Origin of the sequence: Xanthobacter sp. (genome assembly GCF_041911315.1) — a bacterium.
Classification (GTDB): domain Bacteria; phylum Pseudomonadota; class Alphaproteobacteria; order Rhizobiales; family Xanthobacteraceae; genus Xanthobacter; species Xanthobacter aminoxidans.
Genome location: NZ_JAYRPE010000021.1, coordinates 180,957 through 200,513 on the forward strand (window position 1 = coordinate 180,957; position 19,557 = coordinate 200,513).

14 protein-coding genes are annotated in these 19,557 nt (G+C 67.3%); 9 read left to right on the plus strand and 5 right to left on the minus strand.

Annotated elements, in window-relative coordinates; all coding sequences use genetic code 11:
* Positions 1-71: 71 nt before the first annotated feature.
* Positions 72-2,156 (plus strand): acyltransferase family protein, encoded by a 2,085-nt coding sequence (locus tag ACE3QW_RS07940; protein ID WP_374251099.1) that lies wholly within the window; start codon positions 72-74, stop codon positions 2,154-2,156.
* Between the two features lie 215 nt (positions 2,157-2,371).
* Positions 2,372-4,423, plus strand: a complete 2,052-nt coding sequence (locus tag ACE3QW_RS07945; protein ID WP_374251100.1) for an acyltransferase family protein — start codon at positions 2,372-2,374, stop codon at positions 4,421-4,423.
* A 33-nt stretch (positions 4,424-4,456) separates the two neighbouring features.
* On the opposite strand, the gene ACE3QW_RS07950 is transcribed toward ACE3QW_RS07945, so the two are convergent.
* The 5 genes from ACE3QW_RS07950 to ACE3QW_RS07970 all read right to left on the minus strand — a co-directional run bounded on the left by ACE3QW_RS07950 (position 4,457) and on the right by ACE3QW_RS07970 (position 11,102).
* The gene (locus tag ACE3QW_RS07950; protein WP_374251102.1) at positions 4,457-4,768 is read right to left on the minus strand and encodes an SCP2 sterol-binding domain-containing protein; all 312 of its coding nucleotides are present in this window, start codon (positions 4,766-4,768) and stop codon (positions 4,457-4,459) included.
* A 234-nt stretch (positions 4,769-5,002) separates the two neighbouring features.
* Positions 5,003-6,793 carry an acyl-CoA dehydrogenase C-terminal domain-containing protein gene (locus ACE3QW_RS07955; RefSeq protein ID WP_374251103.1) on the minus strand — a complete coding sequence of 597 codons (1,791 nt, stop codon included), beginning with the start codon at positions 6,791-6,793 and terminating at the stop codon, positions 5,003-5,005.
* 210 nt (positions 6,794-7,003) lie between these two features.
* Positions 7,004-9,334, minus strand: a complete 2,331-nt coding sequence (locus ACE3QW_RS07960) for a 3-hydroxyacyl-CoA dehydrogenase NAD-binding domain-containing protein (protein ID WP_374251104.1) — start codon at positions 9,332-9,334, stop codon at positions 7,004-7,006.
* Positions 9,335-9,344: 10 nt separating this feature from the next.
* Complete coding sequence (locus ACE3QW_RS07965) at positions 9,345-10,490, minus strand: thiolase family protein (protein WP_029558272.1); 1,146 nt, start codon at positions 10,488-10,490, stop codon at positions 9,345-9,347.
* A gap of 210 nt (positions 10,491-10,700) precedes the next feature.
* The gene (locus ACE3QW_RS07970) at positions 10,701-11,102 is read right to left on the minus strand and encodes a MerR family DNA-binding transcriptional regulator (protein ID WP_029558273.1); all 402 of its coding nucleotides are present in this window, start codon (positions 11,100-11,102) and stop codon (positions 10,701-10,703) included.
* Between the two features lie 401 nt (positions 11,103-11,503).
* Between ACE3QW_RS07970 and ACE3QW_RS07975 the strand changes: the two genes are divergently transcribed.
* The 7 genes from ACE3QW_RS07975 (at position 11,504) to ACE3QW_RS08005 (ending at position 19,555) form a co-directional block, all read left to right on the plus strand.
* Complete coding sequence (locus ACE3QW_RS07975; protein WP_029558274.1) at positions 11,504-12,856, plus strand: OmpP1/FadL family transporter; 1,353 nt, start codon at positions 11,504-11,506, stop codon at positions 12,854-12,856.
* Between the two features lie 186 nt (positions 12,857-13,042).
* On the plus strand, positions 13,043-14,695 hold the full coding sequence (locus tag ACE3QW_RS07980) for a long-chain fatty acid--CoA ligase (RefSeq protein ID WP_374251105.1): 1,653 nt from the start codon (positions 13,043-13,045) through the stop codon (positions 14,693-14,695).
* A 248-nt stretch (positions 14,696-14,943) separates the two neighbouring features.
* Positions 14,944-15,948 (plus strand): 30S ribosomal protein S2, encoded by a 1,005-nt coding sequence (locus ACE3QW_RS07985; RefSeq protein ID WP_038193451.1) that lies wholly within the window; start codon positions 14,944-14,946, stop codon positions 15,946-15,948.
* Positions 15,949-16,069: 121 nt separating this feature from the next.
* Positions 16,070-16,993 (plus strand): translation elongation factor Ts, encoded by a 924-nt coding sequence (tsf, locus tag ACE3QW_RS07990; protein ID WP_374251106.1) that lies wholly within the window; start codon positions 16,070-16,072, stop codon positions 16,991-16,993.
* A 23-nt stretch (positions 16,994-17,016) separates the two neighbouring features.
* Positions 17,017-17,787 carry a UMP kinase gene (gene pyrH / locus ACE3QW_RS07995; RefSeq protein WP_024279301.1) on the plus strand — a complete coding sequence of 257 codons (771 nt, stop codon included), beginning with the start codon at positions 17,017-17,019 and terminating at the stop codon, positions 17,785-17,787.
* 279 nt (positions 17,788-18,066) lie between these two features.
* Complete coding sequence (gene frr / locus ACE3QW_RS08000) at positions 18,067-18,630, plus strand: ribosome recycling factor (protein WP_024279300.1); 564 nt, start codon at positions 18,067-18,069, stop codon at positions 18,628-18,630.
* A gap of 112 nt (positions 18,631-18,742) precedes the next feature.
* Positions 18,743-19,555 (plus strand): isoprenyl transferase, encoded by an 813-nt coding sequence (locus ACE3QW_RS08005; protein ID WP_029558278.1) that lies wholly within the window; start codon positions 18,743-18,745, stop codon positions 19,553-19,555.
* Positions 19,556-19,557 lie beyond the last annotated feature (2 nt).

Below are 19,557 nucleotides of genomic sequence, written 5' to 3' on the forward strand. Positions count from 1 at the left end.
CGCCGCTTTGTTATCCCGCCTGAGGCGAGGTTTGCGCGCGGGCGGCCGCGCGCCATGATCCGGGGGCGGGCATGAATCTGAAGTATCGGCCGGATATCGACGGCTTGCGCGCCGTCGCGGTCGTGGTGGCGCTGCTGTTTCACGCCCACATTCCCCCGTTTCGCGGCGGCTTCATCGGCGTCGATATCTTCTTCGTCCTGTCTGGCTACCTGATTACCTCCATTCTCTATAATGACATGATGAAGGGCGAGTTCTCGCTCGTCGATTTCTATGACCGCCGCATCCGGCGCATCTTCCCGGCGCTGTTCGTCGTGCTGCCGGTGACGACCTTCATTGCGGCTTTCCTGCTGATGCCGCGGCAGATGGTGCTGTTCGCGCAATCCATCGTTCCCTCGGCCCTGTTCTACGCCAACATCCACTTCCAGGGCCTGATGAACTATTTCGGCCCCCAGGCCGACGAGACGCCGCTGCTCCATCTGTGGTCGCTGGCGGTGGAGGAGCAGTATTACATCTTCTTCCCGCTGCTCATGTTCGCCTTCCTCAAGACCGGCGGGCGGATCGCGCTCGGCCCGCGGCGGATGGCGATCCTCGGCTTCCTCATCATCGCCGTCGTCTCCGGCGTCTATGCGGAGCTGAGCGCACGCACCCAGCCCACCGCCTCCTTCTTCCTGCTGCAGAGCCGCGCCTGGGAACTGCTGGTCGGCGCGCTGCTCGCGCTGGTGCACATGCCGAAGGTGTCGGAGAAGACGGCGAACTGGATCGGCGTGGCGGGGCTGCTCGCCATCGTGGTCCCGGTCTTCGCCTACAGCCACGACATGACCTTCCCCGGCCTCTCCGCCGCGCCCATCGTGTTCGGCACGGCGGCGGTGATCTATGCCGGCACCATCAATCCGGCCGGCTACGCCAACTTCCTGCTCAGTCGCCCGAAGGTGGTCTATGTAGGGCGCATCTCCTATGCGCTCTATCTCTGGCACTGGCCGCTGCTGGTGTTCGGCAAGACCTATATGGGCCGCGCGCTGACCTATTTCGAAGCCGGCGGCATGCTCATCGTCGCCTTCATCTTTGCCTCGCTGTCGCTGAAATACGTGGAGACGCCGCTGCGCCACGCCGGCTCGCTGGGCGGCAAGCGCCGGGGCCGCTTCGCGGCGGGCATCATGGCCATGGCCATGACACTGGCCGTGGGCGTGCTGTTCGAGCGGCTGGGCGGCGGCTTCTACCCTATCTCCCCGCTGGGCGCGCGCGCCGAGGCGGCCATGGAGGACAGGAGCCCCTTCAGCCGCTCCTGCAACAACTCGCCCAAGGGGTTCAGCGCCGCCGCGCTGAACCCGGCCTCGGCCTGCTCGGTGGGGCCGGGCGCGGCCAAGGGCGAATATGACGTGGTGGTGTGGGGCGATTCCCACGCCGGCGCCTCCTTCATCGGCATCGCCGAGCAGGTGGCCACCCTCGGCCACACGGCCCGGCTCCAGACCATGGCCGGCTGCCCGCCCCTGATCGGCGGACAGGCCCATCGCGACGACATGCCGAGCTGGACCTGCACCGCCTTCAACGCCGAGGTGCTTCAGGAAATCCGCCGCATCAAGCCCAAGGTCGCCGTGCTGGTGGGCCGCTGGGCCATGTGGACCAGCAAGGCCGGCCCCGCCTTCACCCTCACCTCCGACGAGGTGCCGGGCGGTGGCGTGCGATCGCGCGAGGTGAGCCAAAAGGTGTTCGCCCACATGCTGGACCGCACCCTGAAGGAACTGTCCGACCTCGGCATTCATGTGGTTCTGGTGGGGCAAACGCCGGAATTCGGCCGCTCCCCCGGTCGCTGCGTGGCGGAGAAAGAGTTCTACAACCGCAGCAAGCTCGGCAACTGCCTCGAACTGCCGAGCGCGGCGGCGGACAAGGTGCTCGGCATCGGCAACGAGATGATTGCCAAGGCGGCGACGAGCTTCCCCGGCACCACCACCTTCCTGCTGTCGGACGTGTTCTGCCGCGACGGGACCTGCCGTGCCGGCGACGGCGAGAAGTTCTTCTATGTGGACGCCGACCACCTCTCGGCCACCGGCGCCCACCACATGAGCCAGGACCCGGCGCTGCGCGCGGCCCTGCTCAGGGCGCTGGGCGAGGGCGGCAACACCAGCGCCGCGCTGGCCCCGGCGACGGTCAAGGACTGACCGGGGCGAGCGGCCGTCCCGCCGGTTGCTGCCTACCCCCTGCGGCGCCACTTTCCTTGAGCTGGAGCGTGGCCGTGCGGAACCGTGGCCAACGTTGCGTCAGCTCCGGACGGGCGGCGCGGCGGGCTTCCACGCGATTTGCCCCAGCCGGATTTTGTCGGTAAGCGGTCCCCGCGGGGGCGTGCGCGTAGGGCGCGCCGATCAAGGACACCAGGATGAGTCTGGCCTACCGGTCCGACATCGACGGCCTTCGGGCCATCGCCGTCGGCAGCGTGGTTCTGTTCCATGCACGCATTCCGCCCTTTACCGGGGGCTATATCGGCGTCGACGTCTTCTTCGTCATCTCCGGCTTTCTCATCACGTCCATCCTCCATCAGGAGATGACGGCGGGCACCTATTCGCTGGTGGATTTCTACGACCGCCGCATCCGCCGCATCTTCCCCGCGCTGTTCCTGATGATGGCGGTGACGACGCTGTTCGCCGCGCTCATCCTGATGCCGCGGCAGATGCAGGGCTATGTGGGCACGCTGGTGCCCTCGGCCCTGTTCTTCGCCAACATCCATTTCGAGAGCCTGCTCAACTATTTCGGCCCCGCCGCCGACGAGGTGCCGCTGCTGCACCTGTGGTCGCTGGCGGTGGAGGAGCAGTTCTACATCTTCTTCCCGCTCGTCCTGTTCGTGCTGATGAAGCTGGGCGGGCGCAGGCTCGCGGTCGGCGTGCTGGCCCTCATCGCAGTGGCTTCGCTCACCTATGCCGAGAGCATCGTGGAGAGCGAGCAGTCGGCCGCCTTCTTCCTGCTGCAGAGCCGGGCGTGGGAACTTTTGGCGGGATCGCTTCTCGCCATGGTCACGCTGCCGCGCCTGCCGGAAAAGGCAGCCTCATGGCTCGGCATCGCCGGGGCGCTCGCCATCGTCGTCCCGGTGTTCGCCTTCGGCAAGGAAACCGTCTTCCCCGGCCTGTGGGCCCTGCCGCCGGTGCTGGGCGCGGTGGCGATCATCATGTCCGGCGGCTTCGCGCCGAACGGCGTCGTCGCCCGCGTGCTCAGCCTGAAGGGCATGGTCTATGTGGGCCGCATCTCCTACGCGCTCTATCTGTGGCACTGGCCCATGCTGGTGCTCATCGCGATCTGGAAGGGGCGGCACACCACCTATATCGAATCCGGCATCGTCATCCTCGCCGCCGGCGTCATCTCCGGCCTGTCGCTGAAATATGTGGAGGCGCCGCTGCGGCGCGGCAGCGCGCTGGGCGGGCGACGGCTGATGCGCATCGGCACCGGGGCCTGCGCCATCCTGCTCACGGTGGGTGTCGCCCTTGCGCTCCAGAAGGTCGGCCGGGGCGTGTTCCCCATCTCGCCGCTCGGCGCGGCGGCCGAGGCGGCGGCCGACGACCGGAGCGCCTTCCAGCGCCGGTGCAACAACAACGCGCGATTTTGGACCCCCGACCAGATGCAGCCCATCGCCTTGTGCGCGACAGGGCCGGGCGCGGCCAAGGGCAGCTACGACGTGCTGGTGTGGGGCGATTCCCATGCGGGCGCGACCTTCCTCGGCCTCGCGGAAGTCGCGGAAAAAATGGGTCTGACGGCGCGGCTCCAGACCATGGCCGGCTGCCCGCCGCTCGTGGGCGGCATCGCCCGGCAGGAGCACAACAACGGCAACGTCTGCGCCAGTTACGTCGCCGCCGTGATGGACGAGATCCGCCGCGTCAAGCCCAAGGTGGTGGTGCTGGTGGGGCGCTGGTCCATCTGGACGACGCGGTCGAACGCGGGCTTCTCCCTCGTCAGCAGCGAGATTCCGGGCGGCATGACGCGCGACCGGGCCACCAGCAAGCAGGTGTTCGCCCACATGGTGGAGCGCACCGTCGCCGAGCTGCGCCAGATCGGCCCGCAGGTGATCGTGCTGGGCCAGTCGCCGGAATATAAGCCCGCCCCTGCCGGATGTGTCGCGACGCGCGAGTTCAACGGGACGGGCGGCACTGAGGCCTGCATGAGCCAGCCGCGCGCGAGCGCGCTGGACATCGTCGGCTTCGGCAACGACGTCCTCGCGGCCACGGCCAGCCGGCATCCCGGCGTCGCGGCCTTCCGCATGGCGGACATCTTCTGCCGGGACGACCGCTGCACGGCCGGGGAGGGCACGCGCTTCTTCTATGTGGACGGGGACCACCTCTCCGTCACCGGCGCGCGCCATGCCGCCGAGGACAAGGCGCTGCGCCAGACGCTGATGCAGGCACTCGCCGCCGGTGGGGCGACCACCGCGACGGCGAACGACTGACGGGAGAAAAGGCTGTGGGCCGCCGGGCCCGGCTCAGTCCTTGTCGAGCAGGCCGGCGAGCTTCAGGGCGACGCCCTGGGAGCCTTCCACCTTCAGGCGGCCGGTGGAAAAGGCCATCATCGGGCCGATGCGACCGGTGATGAGCTTGTCCAGCGTGTCGGTGGAGAGCTTCAGCACCGCATCCGCCTCACCCGTGCCCTCGCCCACCTCGGCACTGCCGCCGGTGGCATCGAGCAGGATGGCCTCGCCGGTATCGCTGAGGTCGAAGCGCACCTTGTAGCCCAGCTCGGAGAGGGCTTCGGCGCGGTCGCGTATGGCTTCGACGAGGGAGGAGAGATCGGCCATCGGTCATCCTTGTAAATATTATTGCGGACTCTTGCTGCCGTCATGTCCGGCCTTGTGCCGGAAGTCGGCTGTTGCCGACTTCCGTCCCCAAGAGCGGAACCCGCAAACATGCGGGTTCCGGGCATCCACGTCGAGCCGCTGGAGCCCAAACCCGCAGGCGGTCCCCGGCCTCGCCACGTGGATGGCCGGGACAAGCCCTGCCATGACGGTGACTCCACCGAAGAGGCGCGACACTCAGAACATCGCCTCATCGAGCGCCATCATGGCGCCCTTGCCGGCCTTGATGGAACCCCACAGGGCCGCCACGTCGGGCAGGAGCTTCTCCATGAAGAAGCGCGCGGTGACGATCTTGGCATCGTAGAAGGCGGCGTCGTCCGGGTTGGAGACGCGCTTCTCATAGGCCACTTCCGCCATGCGCACCCACATGTAGCCCAGCGCCACGAGCCCGAACAGCCGCAGATATTCGGTGGCGGCGGCGCCGGCCTCCTCCGGGTCCTTCAGGCCCTTCTCGGCGATGTGGGCGGTGGCGAGCTGGAGCGCGCCGAACGCCTTGGAGAGGGGGGTAATCAGCGGGCCGAGATTCTCGTCGTCCAGCTTCGCATCCATGTAGTTCAGCACGGGATGGAAGAAGGAGCGCAAATAACGGCCCATGTGCGCCGGCAGCTTGCGGCCCACGAGGTCCAGCGCCTGCACGCCGTTGGTGCCCTCGTAGATCATGGCGATGCGGGCATCGCGCACATACTGCTCCATCCCGTGGTCGCGGATGTAGCCGTGCCCGCCATAGACCTGCATGCCCATGGAGGTGGCCTCGAAGCCCAGATCCGTGAAGAGCGCCTTCACGATAGGGGTCATGAGGGCGGTGAAGTCCTCGGCGCGCTTGCGCTCTTCCGGGTCTTCCGCCCGCTCCATTAGATCGAGCGCGCGGGCGACCCAGCCGGCGAGCGCCCGGCAGCCTTCGTTGTAGGCGCGCATGGTCATCAGCGTGCGGCGCACGTCCGGATGCACGATGATGGGGTCGGCCGGCTTGTCCGGATGCTTGGCGCCGGAGAGGGCGCGGCCCTGCAGGCGCTCCTTGGCGTAGACGACGGCGGCCTGATAGGCCGCCTCGCCGAGGCCGAGGCCCTGCGTGCCCACGGAGAGGCGCTCCGAATTCATCATGGCGAACATGGCGCGCATGCCCTTGTGGGGCTCGCCGACGATCCACCCGGTGGCCTCGTCGAACGACATCTGGCAGGTGGACGAGCCGTGGATGCCCATCTTGTGCTCGATGCCGGTGCACAGCACGCCGTTGCGCGGGCCGACGGAACCATCCTCCTTCGGCAGGAACTTCGGCACCAGGAACAGGGAGATGCCCTTGATGCCCTTGGGCGCGTCCGGCAGGCGGGCGAGCACGAGGTGGACGATGTTCTCGGTCATGTCCTGCTCGCCGGCGGAAATGAAGATCTTGTTGCCGGTGATCTTGTAGGAGCCGTCCGCCTGAGGCTCCGCCTTGGTGCGCACCAGGCCAAGATCGGTGCCGCACTGGGGCTCGGTGAGGCACATGGAGCCGGACCACACGCCGTCCACCATCTTCGGCAGGAAGCGGTCCTTCAATTCCTCTGAGGCATAGGCCTTAAGCGCCTGATAGGCGCCGTGGGTGAGGCCGGGGCAGATGCCGAAGGCGAGGTTGCCCGAGCAGAGCATCTCCTCCACCAGCTTGTTCACGCTCGCCGGCAGGCTCTGGCCGCCATATTTGGGATCGCAGGCGATGCCATTCCAGCCGCCCTCGCGGAAGGCGGTGTAGGCTTCCTTGAAGCCCTTGGGCGTGCGCACCACGCCGTTCTCATAGGTGCAGCCCTCGAGGTCGCCGGACTGATTGAGCGGCGCGAGCACCTCGGTGACGAACTTGCCCGCCTCCTCCAGCACCGCATCGATGAGATCGGGCGAAAGCTCCTCCAGTCCCTTGAGCTTGCTCAGCTCCTCGCTGCCGTGCAGCTCGTGGAGGACGAAGCGCATGTCGCGCAGCGGGGGGGTATAGACCTGCATGGCGTTGGCTCCCGTTTTTGGCTCGCCTCCGTCCCTCGTGGGGGAGGGGGCGTCTGATTCCCTCGGTGCCGTCATGCCCGGGCTTGTCCCGGGCATCCACGTCGGGCCGCTTGCGCTCCCTTCGGAACGTGGCGCCCTGCCTCTCCACGTGGATGGCCGGGACAAGCCCGGCCATGACGGCTTGATCTTCGGTTAGGCCGCGGCGCCCGCTCAGTTCCTGAGCGGCCGGCCGGTTTCGAGCACGTGCTCGATGCGGTCCAACGTGGCGGTGGTGCGGATGAGCTTCATGAAGCCTTCCCGCTCCAGCTCCAGCACCCGCGCCGCCGGCACCGGGGCGATGTGGTCGGCATCGCCGCCGGTGAGCACCTCGGCGAGAGCCGCGGAGACCACCTTGTCGTGCCGGGTCGCCAGGCCCTTCTTGGCGAAGCCTTCCACCGCCATGTCCATGGCCGCCTTGCCGGAGGGACCAGGCAGGAAGAACTCCACGGGCTTGGGCGGCGCGTATCCTTCCACCATCGCCAAGGCCTTGGCTTTGGCGTCGGCCAGGAGCCGGTCGCGGTTCATGGTGATGCCGTCGCCCTCGCGCAGGAACTTCAGCTCCTTCGCCTCGGCGGCGGACTTGGCGACGGTGGCGGTGGAGACGGTCTCGAACACCTTCGAGGGGGCCGGCATGGGCCCCTTCGGGAATTTCGGATCGGCCGCCCAGCGCTCCAGCATGGCGGTGCAGCCACCCCAGGCCGGCAGGACCCCGACTCCGCATTCGACAAGCCCGATGTAGCTCTCGGCATGGGCCTGAACCGCACTGACATGCAGCAGAATCTCGCACCCGCCGCCAAGTGCCAGGCCGGACGGCGCGGCCACCACCGGGAAGGGCGCGTACTTCACGTCCTGATAGGTCTTCTGCCCCGTGGCCACCAGCTTCTCGACTTCGCCGAAGGCACCGATGTTGCAGGCAAACAGAGCAAGGCCGAGATTGGCGCCGACGGAGAAGTTCGAGCCCTCGTTATAGATAACGAGCGCCTTGCACTTGTCCTTCACCAGCTTCAGCGCCTTGGCGAGCATCGTGATGATGCCCTCATCCAGCGAATTGCTCTTGGAGGTGAATTCCAGGCACACGACGCCGTCGCCGATATCCCACAGGGCGGCCGAGCCGTTCTTGGCCAGCGGCTGGGACTTCAGCTTGATGTCGGCGAGCAGCAGCACGCCTTCGGGGCGCACGATGTCGCGGTAGGTGCCATCCAGCGTAAGGTATTGACGTTGGCCGTTTTCCACCCGGTAGAAGGGTTTGTCGGCGGCGAGCGCCAGCAGCGGCGGCACCTCTTCCCCGTCCGCCTTCAACAGCTCGATCAGGCGGGCCGCGCCGATCTTGTCGATCAGCTCGAACGGGCCGGATTTCCAATTATATCCCAAGCGCATGGCATCATCGATGGAGACGATGTCATCAGCCGCCTCGGGCACCAGCCGGGCGGCATAGGCCAGCGTCCGCACCATCACCGCGCGGGCATAGCGCCCGCCTTCGCCGGGGGCGGAGAGGAGGGCGAAGAGATCCCGGCCGCCGCCGTCCTCCAGCTCCGCCACCTGGGCCTTCGCCTGCGGGCGATAGGCGCCGGTGGAGAGGTCGATGGCTTCCTTCAGCTTCTGCCCGCCCTCGCGGTTGAGGCGATAGAAGCCGCCCTTTCCCTTGCGGCCGGTGTAGCCGGTCGAGATCATCTTCTCGATCAGCGGCTCGTCGCGCAGCGTTGCGTGGAAAGGGTCCGTGGCCGGCAGCGCCCGCTTCAGCGAGCCCTGGACGTGGGGCATCAGGTCGAGGCCGACGAGGTCGATGAGGCCGAACACGCCGGTCTTGGGGAAGCCGAAGGGCCGGCCCATCACCGCGTCCGCATCCTCCACCTTCATGCCCAGCGCGAAGGCCTCGCCCACCGCCAGCTGCAGCCAGTAGGTGCCGAGCCGGTTGGCGATGAAGCCGGGGGTGTCCTTGCACATCACCACCGTCTTGCCGAGCTTCACGTCGGCGAAGCGGGCGACGGCGGCCACTGTGTCCGCATTCGTCTCCGACCCGGAGACGATCTCCAGCAGCCGCATGTAGCGGGGCGGATTGAAGAAATGGGTGATGAGGAAGTCGCGGCGGAAGCTCTCGGGCAGCCCCGCCGTGAGGTCCGCCAGCGGAATGGTCGAGGTGTTGGACGACACCGCCGAGCCGGGCCGGCGGGCGGCCTCGATCTTCGCGTAGAGCGCCTGCTTGAGGTCGAGCCGCTCGATGATGGCTTCGATGATGAGGTCGCAATCGGCGATGTCGGCGAGGTTGTCCTCGATGTTGCCCGGCTTCACCAGCTTCGCCGCGGCCTTGGACATGAAGGGCGCGGGATCGGCCTTCAGCAGCTTCTCCACCGCCTTTTCGGCGACGGTGTTGCGGTTGGCCGCGCCCTCGGGAACGATGTCGAGGAGCAGCACTTCCACGCCCGCATTGGCCACATGGGCGGCGATGCCGGCACCCATGACGCCAGCGCCGATGACGGCGACCTTTTTGATTTCAAAGGACATCCTGCCCTCCTCAGACGCGCTCGAGGATGGTGGCGATGCCCTGTCCGCCGCCGATGCACTGGGTGGCGAGGGCGTACTTGGCGCCTTCCCGCTTCAGGAGCGAGGCCGCCTTGCCGACGATGCGCGCGCCGGTGGCGCCGAGGGGATGGCCCAGCGCGATGGCGCCGCCGTCGAGGTTCAGCACCTCGTCCTTGATGCCGAGCTCCCGCTGGCAGGCGAGGGCCTGGGAGGCAAACGCCTCGTTCAGCTCCACCACCTCGATCTCGGACACGTCGATGCCGGCGCGGGCCAGCGCCTTCTTGGTCGCGGCGACGGGACCGATGCCCATGATCTCCGGCGCGCAACCGGCCACCGCCACGCTGCGGATGCGGGCGAGGGGGGTAAGGCCGTTCTTCAGCGCGTAGTCCTCGGTGCACACCAGCACGGCGGAGGCGCCGTCGGTGAGGGGAGAGGCGGTGCCAGCCGTCACCGTGCCATGCTCGTCGAAGGAGGGCTTGAGGGCGGCGAGGGCCTCGGCCGTCGCGTCGCGGCGGATGCAGCCGTCCTGATCCACGGTCTTGTTGACCTTGCCGTTGGCCTTGATGGCGACGATCTCGTCCTTGAAGCGGCCTTCCGCCTCGGCCTTCGTCGCCTTCTGGTGGCTCTTGAGGGCGAAGGCGTCCTGGTCGGCGCGGGTGATCTGCCACTTGGCCGCGACGTTCTCGGCGGTCTCGCCCATGCCCATGTAGGCCTGGGGCATGGACTTGTAGAGCGCGGGATTGGGCATGGGGTTGAAGCCGGTCATGGGCACGCGGCTCATGCTCTCGATGCCGGCGCAGATGAACACCTCGCCCGCGCCGAGCTGGATCTGCCCAGCCGCGTTGTGGACCGATTGCATGGAGGAGCCGCAGAAGCGGTTCAGCGTGACGCCGGCGACGCTCTCCGGGAGCCCCGCGATCATGCCGATGAGGCGGGCGACGTTGAAGCCCTGCTCGGCCTCGGGGAAGGCGCAGCCTACGATCAGGTCCTCGATGTCCTCCACCTTCACGCCGGTGCGGGCCACGAGATCGGCCACCACCTGGGCCGCGAGATCATCCGGGCGCACGCGCGCCAGATCACCCTTCCTGGCGAGGGTGAAGGGCGAGCGGGCATAGCCTGCAATCACGACGTTGCGCATCGGCGCGTTCATTGGGATCTCCTGCCTGTCCATTGTTGTCGGCCGCCACTTTTTGAGCGGCGGGTTTCGATCATTTGCGCCACCGCTTGGTGCGGCGGTTCGGGCGTGATGGGGCGATCCACGCGAATGAAAAATCCGCCCGGGAAAGCCCCACGAAAAACTCGGAATGGCCTGCGCTCGACCCGGCCCCGTGGACCGGCCGGCGTGGGCCTAGCCGGCGGCCTTCTGGTCGCCGGTCTCGCTGGCGAGGGCAGCCATGGCCTGCTCCTCGATGTCCTTCAGCTCGATAATGGTTTCCTCGAGGGCGAGGCGCTGGTCCTCCAGCATCTCGAGGCGGTCCTGAACCTGCTTGAGCAGCAGGCGAATCTGCTCGCTCTGGCTCGGGTCGAGGTCGTAGAGGTCGAGATAGTCCTTGATCTCGCGCAGCGAGAAGCCGAGGCGCTTGCCGCGCAGGATCAGCGCCATGCGAGCGCGGTCGCGCTTGGTGTAGACGCGCATGGTGCCGGCGCGACGCGGGGTGATGAGCCCCTTGTCCTCGTAGAATCGGATGGTGCGCGGCGTGACCGAGAGGTCCCGCGCCAGCTGCGTGACGGTGAAGAACGTGTCGGTCAAAGCGGACGCGCCGCCACGTTTGCCAGAGGATGCCACCGGTTCACCTATACGTCACCCAGTCGCCCCGAAGATACATGCTTTGACCTTCTCCGCAAGACCCGTTTGGCAGATGACGCGGCGGGGGCGTCTTCACAAGCGGTGGAGCCAGGGCGCGCCACAAGCCGGTGGATAGGGTCCCCGCGGCCGGCGAGTTTTCTGGACAGCAGCGCTTCCGTTTCGCCACTGTTGCATCGGCGCAACGCTTGCCGATTTCCCCAGCGTCTTGGCCCACTACGCTGCAGGAAGCCGGTTGACGGATCATTCGCGAGCGGCATGCTGGGTGACGTATAGGGCACCGATAAAACGTATAGTGCACCGCAGCGTGCCGGGCCCGGAGGAATTCAGCCTAGGAGGGGGTCTTCATGACGATGCACAAGTGGGCCAGGGCCAATCGCGATTGGCCACGCCGCGTGGCTCCGGTGCTTGCCATTTCCGCCGTTGCGATTCCCGCCGTCTTGGCGAACGGCGCCGCCCATGCCGGCGGATTCGGGCTGCGCGAGCAGAGCTCCTACTATCAGGGCACATCCTTCGCCGGCACGGCGGCCGGTGGCGACGGCCTCGCCGCCATGACCTGGAACCCCGCGGCCATCAGCTTCAATCCGGGGCTGAACGTGGAAGGCAATGTCACCTATATTGCGCCGCACGCCTCCATTGACGTGTTCTCGGCGACTGCGCCCATCACCGGCGCTAGCCTCGGGAATGCCGGCGTCAGCGATATCGTGGACAACGGCACGCTGCCGACCTTCTTCGCCACCTATGCCTGGGACAAGTGGGCGATCGGCTTCGGCTTGACCTCGCCCTTCGGCCTCGTCACCGACGCGCCGTGCAGCTGGTCCGGCCGGTATTACGGCTGCACCAGCAGCATCTTCGACATGAACGCCCAGCTCTCGGTGGCCTACAAGCTCACCGACTGGATGACCATCGGCGGTGGCCTCAACATCAATTACATCAACGCCAAGCTCACCAACGCGCAGTTCGCGGGCTTCGCGCCGCCGTCCAACAATCTCTATGCCCAGGTCAACGGCGACGATATCGGCTACGGCATCAATCTCGGCGTGCTGTTCACGCTGGCGCCCGGAACCACGCTCGGCATCGGCTACAAGTCGCAGATCTCGCAGACCCTCAACGGCATGCTGGACGTGTCCGTCGCCAATATCGTGCCCGTCAAGAGCGTCAATGCGACGGCCGGCCTGACGCTGCCCGACCAGATCACCGCCTCGTTCCGCTCCAAGCTCAATGCCCAATGGACTGTGCTCGGCACGGTGGAATGGACCAATTGGTCGACGGTCCAGGAGCTGACGGTGAAGGCCTTCGGCCTACCGGTCAGCACGCTCGACCTCCAGTGGAACGACGGCTGGTTCTTCTCCGGCGGCGTCGAGTACCAGTGGGATCCCAAGCTCGCCCTGCGTGCCGGCATTGGCTACGAGCTGACGCCCGTGCCCGATGCCACCCGCTCGCCGCGCCTGCCCGACACCAACCGCTTCTGGCTCTCGGGCGGCTTGACCTACAACTTCACGTCGCAGTTCTCGGCGGACTTCGCCTACACCCACATCTTCGGCGAGACGAGCCCGATCATGCTCACGCCGGCCGATCCGGCCAACGCCCTGCGCGGAACGCTGGTCGGCCAGGTGAGCAACGGCTACGTGGACATTGTCTCGGTGGGCCTGCGCTACAAGTTCGACGCGCCGCAGGCGGCGGCCCTCATCACCAAGTAGGGCCTAGCGCGATCCCCGGCGGCGTTCGCGCCGCCGGTTTTCGCTTCAGTCGACCCGGCACAAACCGCCTTTCTGGCGCAATCGCGCGCCAGCATTCTTGAATCACGGCGTTGCTGATCCAACGTCGGAGATGACGCCGCCGGCTTGCCCAAGAAAACAGAAGAGCGCCGGCGCAGGAGGGACATCATGCTCCATTGCACCGATGCGGCGGCCATCGCCATCTCGCCCGTGCCCGAGCTTCTGGAAGGCAGCGTCGCGGCGCATGGCGCGAAGCCGGCCCTGAGCTTCCTCGGCCGCAAGTGGACCTATGCCGAGGTCGGCGCCACGGTGGACAAGGTGGCGGCAGGGCTTCAGGCCATGGGCGTGCGCAAGGGCACTCATGTGGGCCTGTGCCTGCCCAACACGCCCTATTCCGTCATTTTCTTCTTCGCGGTGATGAAGGCCGGCGGCACGGTGGTGAACTTCAGCCCGCTCTATGTGGAGCGCGAGCTGAGGCACCAGATCCGCGATTCCGGCACGACCATCATGGTTGTCCCCGACCTCAAGCTGATCCACTCCCGCGTCCTCGCGGTGGCACATGAGTCGGGGCTGAAATCCATCGTCGTCTGCCCCATGTCCGGCATCCTGCCGTTTCCCAAGGGGCTGCTCTTCAACCTGTTCAAGCGCAAGGAGAAGGCGGTCTACAGCACCGGCGACGGGATGCATGTGGACTACGCTTCCCTCCTCAAGCACGGCGACCGCCCCGAACCGGTGGAGGTGGACCCGGCCAAAGACCTCGCGGTGCTGCAATATACCGGCGGCACCACGGGCGTGCCCAAGGGCGCCATGCTCACCCACGCCAACGTCTCGGCCAATGCCCGCCAGCTGGTCCAGCATGCGGAGTGCGAGCGGATCGGGGTGAAAAGGGTGCTGGGCGTGCTGCCCCTGTTCCACGTCTTCGCCATGCAGACGGTGATGCTCATCCCGATTTGCCTCGGTGCCGAGATCATCCTGGTGCCGCGCTTCAACCTCATGTCGCTGCTCGACGACATCGAGCGCGAGAAGCCCACTATGTTCCCCGGCGTGCCGACTATCTACGCCGCCATCAACAATGTCGGGGACATCGAGAAGCGCGACCTCTCCTCCCTCACGCTCTCCATCTCCGGCGGCGCGCCGCTGCCGCTCGATGTGCGCACGCGATTCCAGGAACTCACCGGTTGCCCGCTGGTGGAAGGCTACGGCCTCTCCGAAAGCTCGCCGGTGGTGAGCGCCAATCCGCCGCTCGGTCTCGTCAAGGACGGCTCGGTAGGCACCGCTCTGCCCGAGACGGTGATCGAGATTCGCGACCTCGCCGATTCAACCCGCATGATGCCGGTGGGCCAGAAAGGCGAGGTGTGCGTGCGCGGTCCGCAGGTCATGGCCGGCTACTGGAATCGCCCGGACGAAACCACCGCCGTCTTCGTGGACGGGGCGCTGCGCACCGGCGATGTCGGCTATCTCGACGAGGACGGCTACCTGTTCCTCGTGGACCGCATCAAGGACGTGATTCTCTGCGGCGGCTATAACGTCTATCCCCGGATGATCGAGGAGGCGCTCTACCTCCATCCGGCGGTGGCCGAGGCGGTGGCCATCGGCATTCCCGACAGCTATCGCGGCCAGGCGCCCAAGGCCTTCGTCACCCTGCGCAAGGACGCGCAGGCGACTCCGGCCGAGCTGATGGACTTCCTCTCCGCCCAGATTTCCAAGATCGAGATGCCCAAGGCCGTCGAGATTCGCGAGAGCCTGCCCAAGAGCGTCGTGGGCAAGCTCTCCAAGAAGGAACTGGTGGAAGAAGAGCGCCAGCGCGCCGCCGGAGGGTAAAAAGGGCGGGCGCCACCCCGCGTCCCGCTGCCGCCGCTGCCGTATTCAGGTGCCCCCTCGCCGGCGCGCGGGAGCACGGCGGCGAGAGGGCAGGGCACACCCCCGCGGGGCGCCACCCTTGCCTATCAGCCCCACCTCGTGTATGTGCCCGACCCATTCCGCACGCGGACACAGGCCATATCGGCCATCCGGTGCCTATCGCCATTGGCGAAGGTACGTCCGCGGAGGCTCAACCGGAGAATACCAAAGTGGCTCTTCCCGACTATTCGATGCGTCAGCTCCTCGAAGCTGGCGTGCACTTCGGCCATCAGGCCCACCGTTGGAACCCCAAGATGGCTCCGTACATCTTCGGCGTTCGCAACAACATCCACATTCTCGACCTGTCGCAGACCGTGCCGGCGCTTCATCGCGCCCTGCAGGCCGTGTCCGACACCGTGGCCCAGGGCGGCCGCGTGCTGTTCGTCGGCACCAAGCGCCAGGCGCAGGAGCAGGTGGCGGACGCCGCCCGCCGCTCCGCCCAGTATTATGTGAACTCCCGCTGGCTCGGCGGCATGCTCACCAACTGGAAGACCATCTCCAACTCCATCGCCCGGCTGAAGAAGCTGGAGGAGATGCTGGCCGCCCCCGAGGCGTCTTCCGGCTACACCAAGAAGGAGCGCCTGACGCTCTCCCGTGAAAAGGAGAAGCTGGACAAGGCGCTCGGCGGCATCCGCGACATGGGCGGCCTGCCGGACCTGCTGTTCGTGATCGACACGAACAAGGAAGACATCGCCGTGAAGGAGGCCCAGCGCCTCGGCATCCCGGTGGCGGCCATCCTCGACACCAATTGCGATCCCGACGGCATCGCCTATCCGGTCCCGGGCAACGATGACGCCGGCCGCGCCATCCAGCTCTATTGCGACCTGATCGCCCGCGCCGCCATCGACGGCATCGGCCGCGGCCACAGCGATCTCGGCTACGACGTGGGCGCCGAAGAGGCTCCGCTCGTCGAGGACCTGCCGGTCGAGACCAGCGTGTGGTCGTCCTTCGAGCCCCTGTCGGGTCCGCGCGGCGTTGCCGACGACCTGAAGAAGCTCACCGGCGTGAGCCCCGAGATCGAGCAGAAGCTCAACGATCTCGGCGTGTTCCACTTCGGCCAGATTGCCGGCCTCGACGCCGTCGATGCGCACCGCATCGGTGAGGAAGTGGGTCTGCCCGGCCGCGTGGACGGCTGGATCGCCCAGGCCAAGGAGATGTCTGCCGAGGTCGAGTGACACCCGTCACCGTCCTTGTCGCAGATCTGAAAACGAATCGAGAGTAATGGGGCGCACCGCGCCCCCACGGCCGGCTCGGGCGCACCGTGGCCGGCCGTGGCGCGAGAAGAAGGGATTGAACATGGCTGCGATCACCGCCGGGCTCGTGAAGGAACTGCGCGACAAGACCGGCGCAGGCATGATGGACTGCAAGTCCGCGCTCACCGAGACGAACGGCGACGTCGAGGCTGCCATCGACTGGCTGCGCAAGAAGGGTCTCGCCAAGGCCGCCAAGAAGGCCGGCCGTGTGGCCGCCGAGGGCCTGGTCGCGGTCGAGTCTTCCGGCCACTACGCCGCCGCCGTCGAGGTGAATGCCGAGACCGACTTCGTGGCGCGCAACCCCGACTTCCAGGCGTTCGTGCGTGAGGTGGCCAAGGTCGCCCTCAACACGGACGGCTCCCTGGAGGCCGTCGCCGCCGCCAAGTTCCCGGGCGAGGACGTCACCGTCGCCGACCGCCTCACGGCGCTCATCGCCACCATCGGCGAGAACATGACGCTCCGCCGTTCGGTGAAGCTCACGGTCTCCAAGGGCGTGATCGCCTCCTACGTCCACGGTGCCGTGGTCGAAGGCCAGGGCCGTATCGGCGTGCTTGTGGCGCTCGAGTCCGAGGGCGACGTGGAGAAGCTCTCCACCCTCGGCCGGCAGATTGCCATGCACGTGGCGGCGCTCAACCCGCTGGCGCTCGACGCCTCCGGCATCGACGAGGCCACCATCGCCCGCGAGAAGGCCATCCTGCTCGAGAAGCACCAGGGCAAGCCCGCCAACGTGCAGGACAAGATCGCCGAAAGCGGCATGAAGAGCTTCTTCAAGGAGAACACCCTCCTCGACCAGCCCATCGTGCATGACGGCTCCAAGTCCGTCGCGCAGGTGCTGAAGGAGGCCGAGGGCCAGGTTGGCGCTCCGGTCAAGCTCACCGCGTTCGTGCGCTACGCGCTCGGCGAGGGCATCGAGAAGGAAGAGACCGACTTCGCGGCCGAGGTGGCCGCCGCCGCCGGCCAGTCCTGATCGCAGGCGGGGAGGGGGCTCCCATGACCGCCATCTCCGACGACTCGGACTATCCGGAACCCCCGGCGCCCTTCGCGGCGCCGGGACTGCCTTATCCCCGCATTCTGGTAAAGGTCTCGGGCGAGGCCCTGATGGGCGCCGAGCCCTTCGGCCTGCATCCCCCCACCGTCGCCCGCATCGCCCGTGACCTCGTCGCCGCCCGTGCGGCGGGGTGCGAGGTGGCAGTGGTCGTCGGCGGCGGCAACATCCTGCGCGGCGCGCGCGTGGCGGACGAGAATCTCGATCGCGCCACCGCGGACCACATGGGAATGCTCGCGACCGTCATGAACGGTCTCGCTCTGGAGCGGGCCATCGAAGCCGCCGGCGCCCCCGCGCGCACGCTTTCCGCCATCCCCATGCCGACGGTGTGCGAGCCCTATGCCCGCCAGCCGGCCATGCGGCACCTGCGGCGCGGCCGCATCGTGGTGCTGACCGGCGGAACGGGAAATCCCTATTTCACCACCGACACCGGCGCCGTGCTCCGCGCGGCCGAGCTCGACTGCGACGCGGTGCTGAAGGCGACCAATGTGGACGGCGTCTATTCCGCCGATCCCAAGCTCGATCCCTCGGCCACCCGCTACGACCGCATCACCCACGACGAGGCGCTATCCCGCGACCTCAAGGTGATGGATGCGGCCGCGTTCGCGCTTGCCCGCGAAGCGGCGTTGCCGATAATCGTGTTTTCCATCCGCGAGCCGGGCGCCATCGCCACGGCGGCGATGGGAGAAGGGCGCGTCACGGTCGTCGCGCCCTGATCCGGCGAGACGGATCGCGGCTTGAGTTTTCCGGAAGGACAGGGGGGCGCTGTCGACGGATGCAGGCAGAAGGCTGGGGCCCGGGCATCGCCCTGGTCAAGCCGCGTGCGGCATGGCCACCGAATTGCCGTGTCGTCCTGTCATGTCCGCGCAAGCCGCAACCTCGACCAGGGCTCCTCCCGCCGCGCCTTTCCCGCCAGGAACCGCGCGTTCGCATGGAATCAGAAACGTTTCCGTGCGAATGAAGCGTGCCCGCGATCTTGAAGACAGAGGATAGTCATGACCACCGGGACCTTCGACATGGCCGATCTCAAGCGCCGCATGCATGGCGCGGTCGGCGTGCTCAGGGACGAGCTGGGCGGCCTGCGCACCGGCCGTGCCTCGGCCAGCCTTCTCGAACCGATCACGATCGAGGCCTATGGCGCGCGGATGCCGCTGAACCAGGTTGCCACCGTGTCCGTCCCCGAGGCCCGCATGCTCTCCGTGCAGGTGTGGGACCGCGGCATGGTGAACGCCGTCGAGAAGGCGATCCGCGATTCGAATCTCGGCCTCAATCCGGCGACGGAAGGCCAGGTGCTGCGCCTGCGCATCCCCGAACTCAACCAGGAGCGCCGGCAGGAACTCGTCAAGGTTGCGCACAAGTATGCCGAGGCCGCCCGGGTCGCGGTACGTCATGTGCGTCGCGACGGGATGGACCTGCTGAAGAAGCTGGAAAAGGACAGCGAGATGGGTTCCGATGAACTCGACCGCCTGTCCAAGGACGTCCAGAAGGCGACCGACGAGACCATCGCCGAGATCGATCAGACGCTCGCCCAGAAGGAAAAGGAAATCCTGTCCGTCTGAGCGGGGACAGCGGCGGCGGGAGGCCAGGGACGCGGTTGACCGGAGCCGGTCGGCCGCGACGGTTTGAGAGCCAACGCGGTTTGAGGACGAAGGTGTGAGCCCTGAGCAAGCCATGACCCTGCGCGCCGCGAGCGAAGCCGCTGTTCCCGGCCGGACGTCGCCAGCCGCCCCCGTGGCGGCTGGTCAGCCGACGCCCGCCGCGGCGCCCCGGTGCGTCCCGGTGCACGTCGGCGTCATCATGGATGGCAACGGGCGCTGGGCCACGTCCCGCAAGCTGCCGCGTGTGGAAGGGCATCGCCGGGGCGTCGAAGCGCTGCGCCGGTGCGTGCGCGCCGCTCGCGAAATCGGCATCCGCTTCCTCACCATCTACAGCTTCTCCTCGGAGAACTGGTCGCGTCCCGTCACCGAGGTGACGGAACTGATGCGCCTGCTGAAGTTCTTCCTGCGGCACGATCTCGCCGAGCTCAATTCCGCCAACGTGCGGGTGAAGGTAATCGGCGAGCGGGCGGGCCTTGCCCCCGACATCCGCCAGCTTCTGGACGATGCCGAGGCGCTGACCTCTACCAATACCGGGCTGACGCTGGTCGTCGCCTTCAACTACGGCGCGCGGCAGGAGATTGCCTCTGCCGTGGCGCGCATCGCGGCGGATGTGGCGGCCGGGCGGGTGAAGCCCGAGGACGTGGACGTGGAGATGATCTCCCAGCGGCTCGAAACCGCCGGCATCCCTGATCCCGACCTCATCGTGCGCACCTCCGGCGAGCAGCGGCTGTCGAATTTCCTGCTGTGGCAGGCCGCCTATTCGGAATTCGTGTTCCTGCCCATCTACTGGCCTGACTTCGACAAGGCCGCCCTCATCGCGGCCATCGACGAATATGCCCGGCGTGACCGGCGGTTCGGCGGCGTGACGCCTCGCCCCGGACCCTGACC

Coding starts and splice junctions, on each gene's coding strand:
- ACE3QW_RS07940 (WP_374251099.1), top strand. CDS start 72: ATGAATCTGAAGTATCGGCCGGATATCGACGGCTTGCGCGCCGTCGCG.
- ACE3QW_RS07945 (WP_374251100.1), top strand. CDS start 2,372: ATGAGTCTGGCCTACCGGTCCGACATCGACGGCCTTCGGGCCATCGCC.
- ACE3QW_RS07950 (WP_374251102.1), bottom strand. CDS start 4,768: ATGGCCGATCTCTCCTCCCTCGTCGAAGCCATACGCGACCGCGCCGAA.
- ACE3QW_RS07955 (WP_374251103.1), bottom strand. CDS start 6,793: ATGCAGGTCTATACCCCCCCGCTGCGCGACATGCGCTTCGTCCTCCAC.
- ACE3QW_RS07960 (WP_374251104.1), bottom strand. CDS start 9,334: ATGTCCTTTGAAATCAAAAAGGTCGCCGTCATCGGCGCTGGCGTCATG.
- ACE3QW_RS07965 (WP_029558272.1), bottom strand. CDS start 10,490: ATGCGCAACGTCGTGATTGCAGGCTATGCCCGCTCGCCCTTCACCCTC.
- ACE3QW_RS07975 (WP_029558274.1), top strand. CDS start 11,504: ATGACGATGCACAAGTGGGCCAGGGCCAATCGCGATTGGCCACGCCGC.
- ACE3QW_RS07980 (WP_374251105.1), top strand. CDS start 13,043: ATGCTCCATTGCACCGATGCGGCGGCCATCGCCATCTCGCCCGTGCCC.
- tsf (WP_374251106.1), top strand. CDS start 16,070: ATGGCTGCGATCACCGCCGGGCTCGTGAAGGAACTGCGCGACAAGACC.
- pyrH (WP_024279301.1), top strand. CDS start 17,017: ATGACCGCCATCTCCGACGACTCGGACTATCCGGAACCCCCGGCGCCC.
- frr (WP_024279300.1), top strand. CDS start 18,067: ATGACCACCGGGACCTTCGACATGGCCGATCTCAAGCGCCGCATGCAT.
- ACE3QW_RS08005 (WP_029558278.1), top strand. CDS start 18,743: ATGACCCTGCGCGCCGCGAGCGAAGCCGCTGTTCCCGGCCGGACGTCG.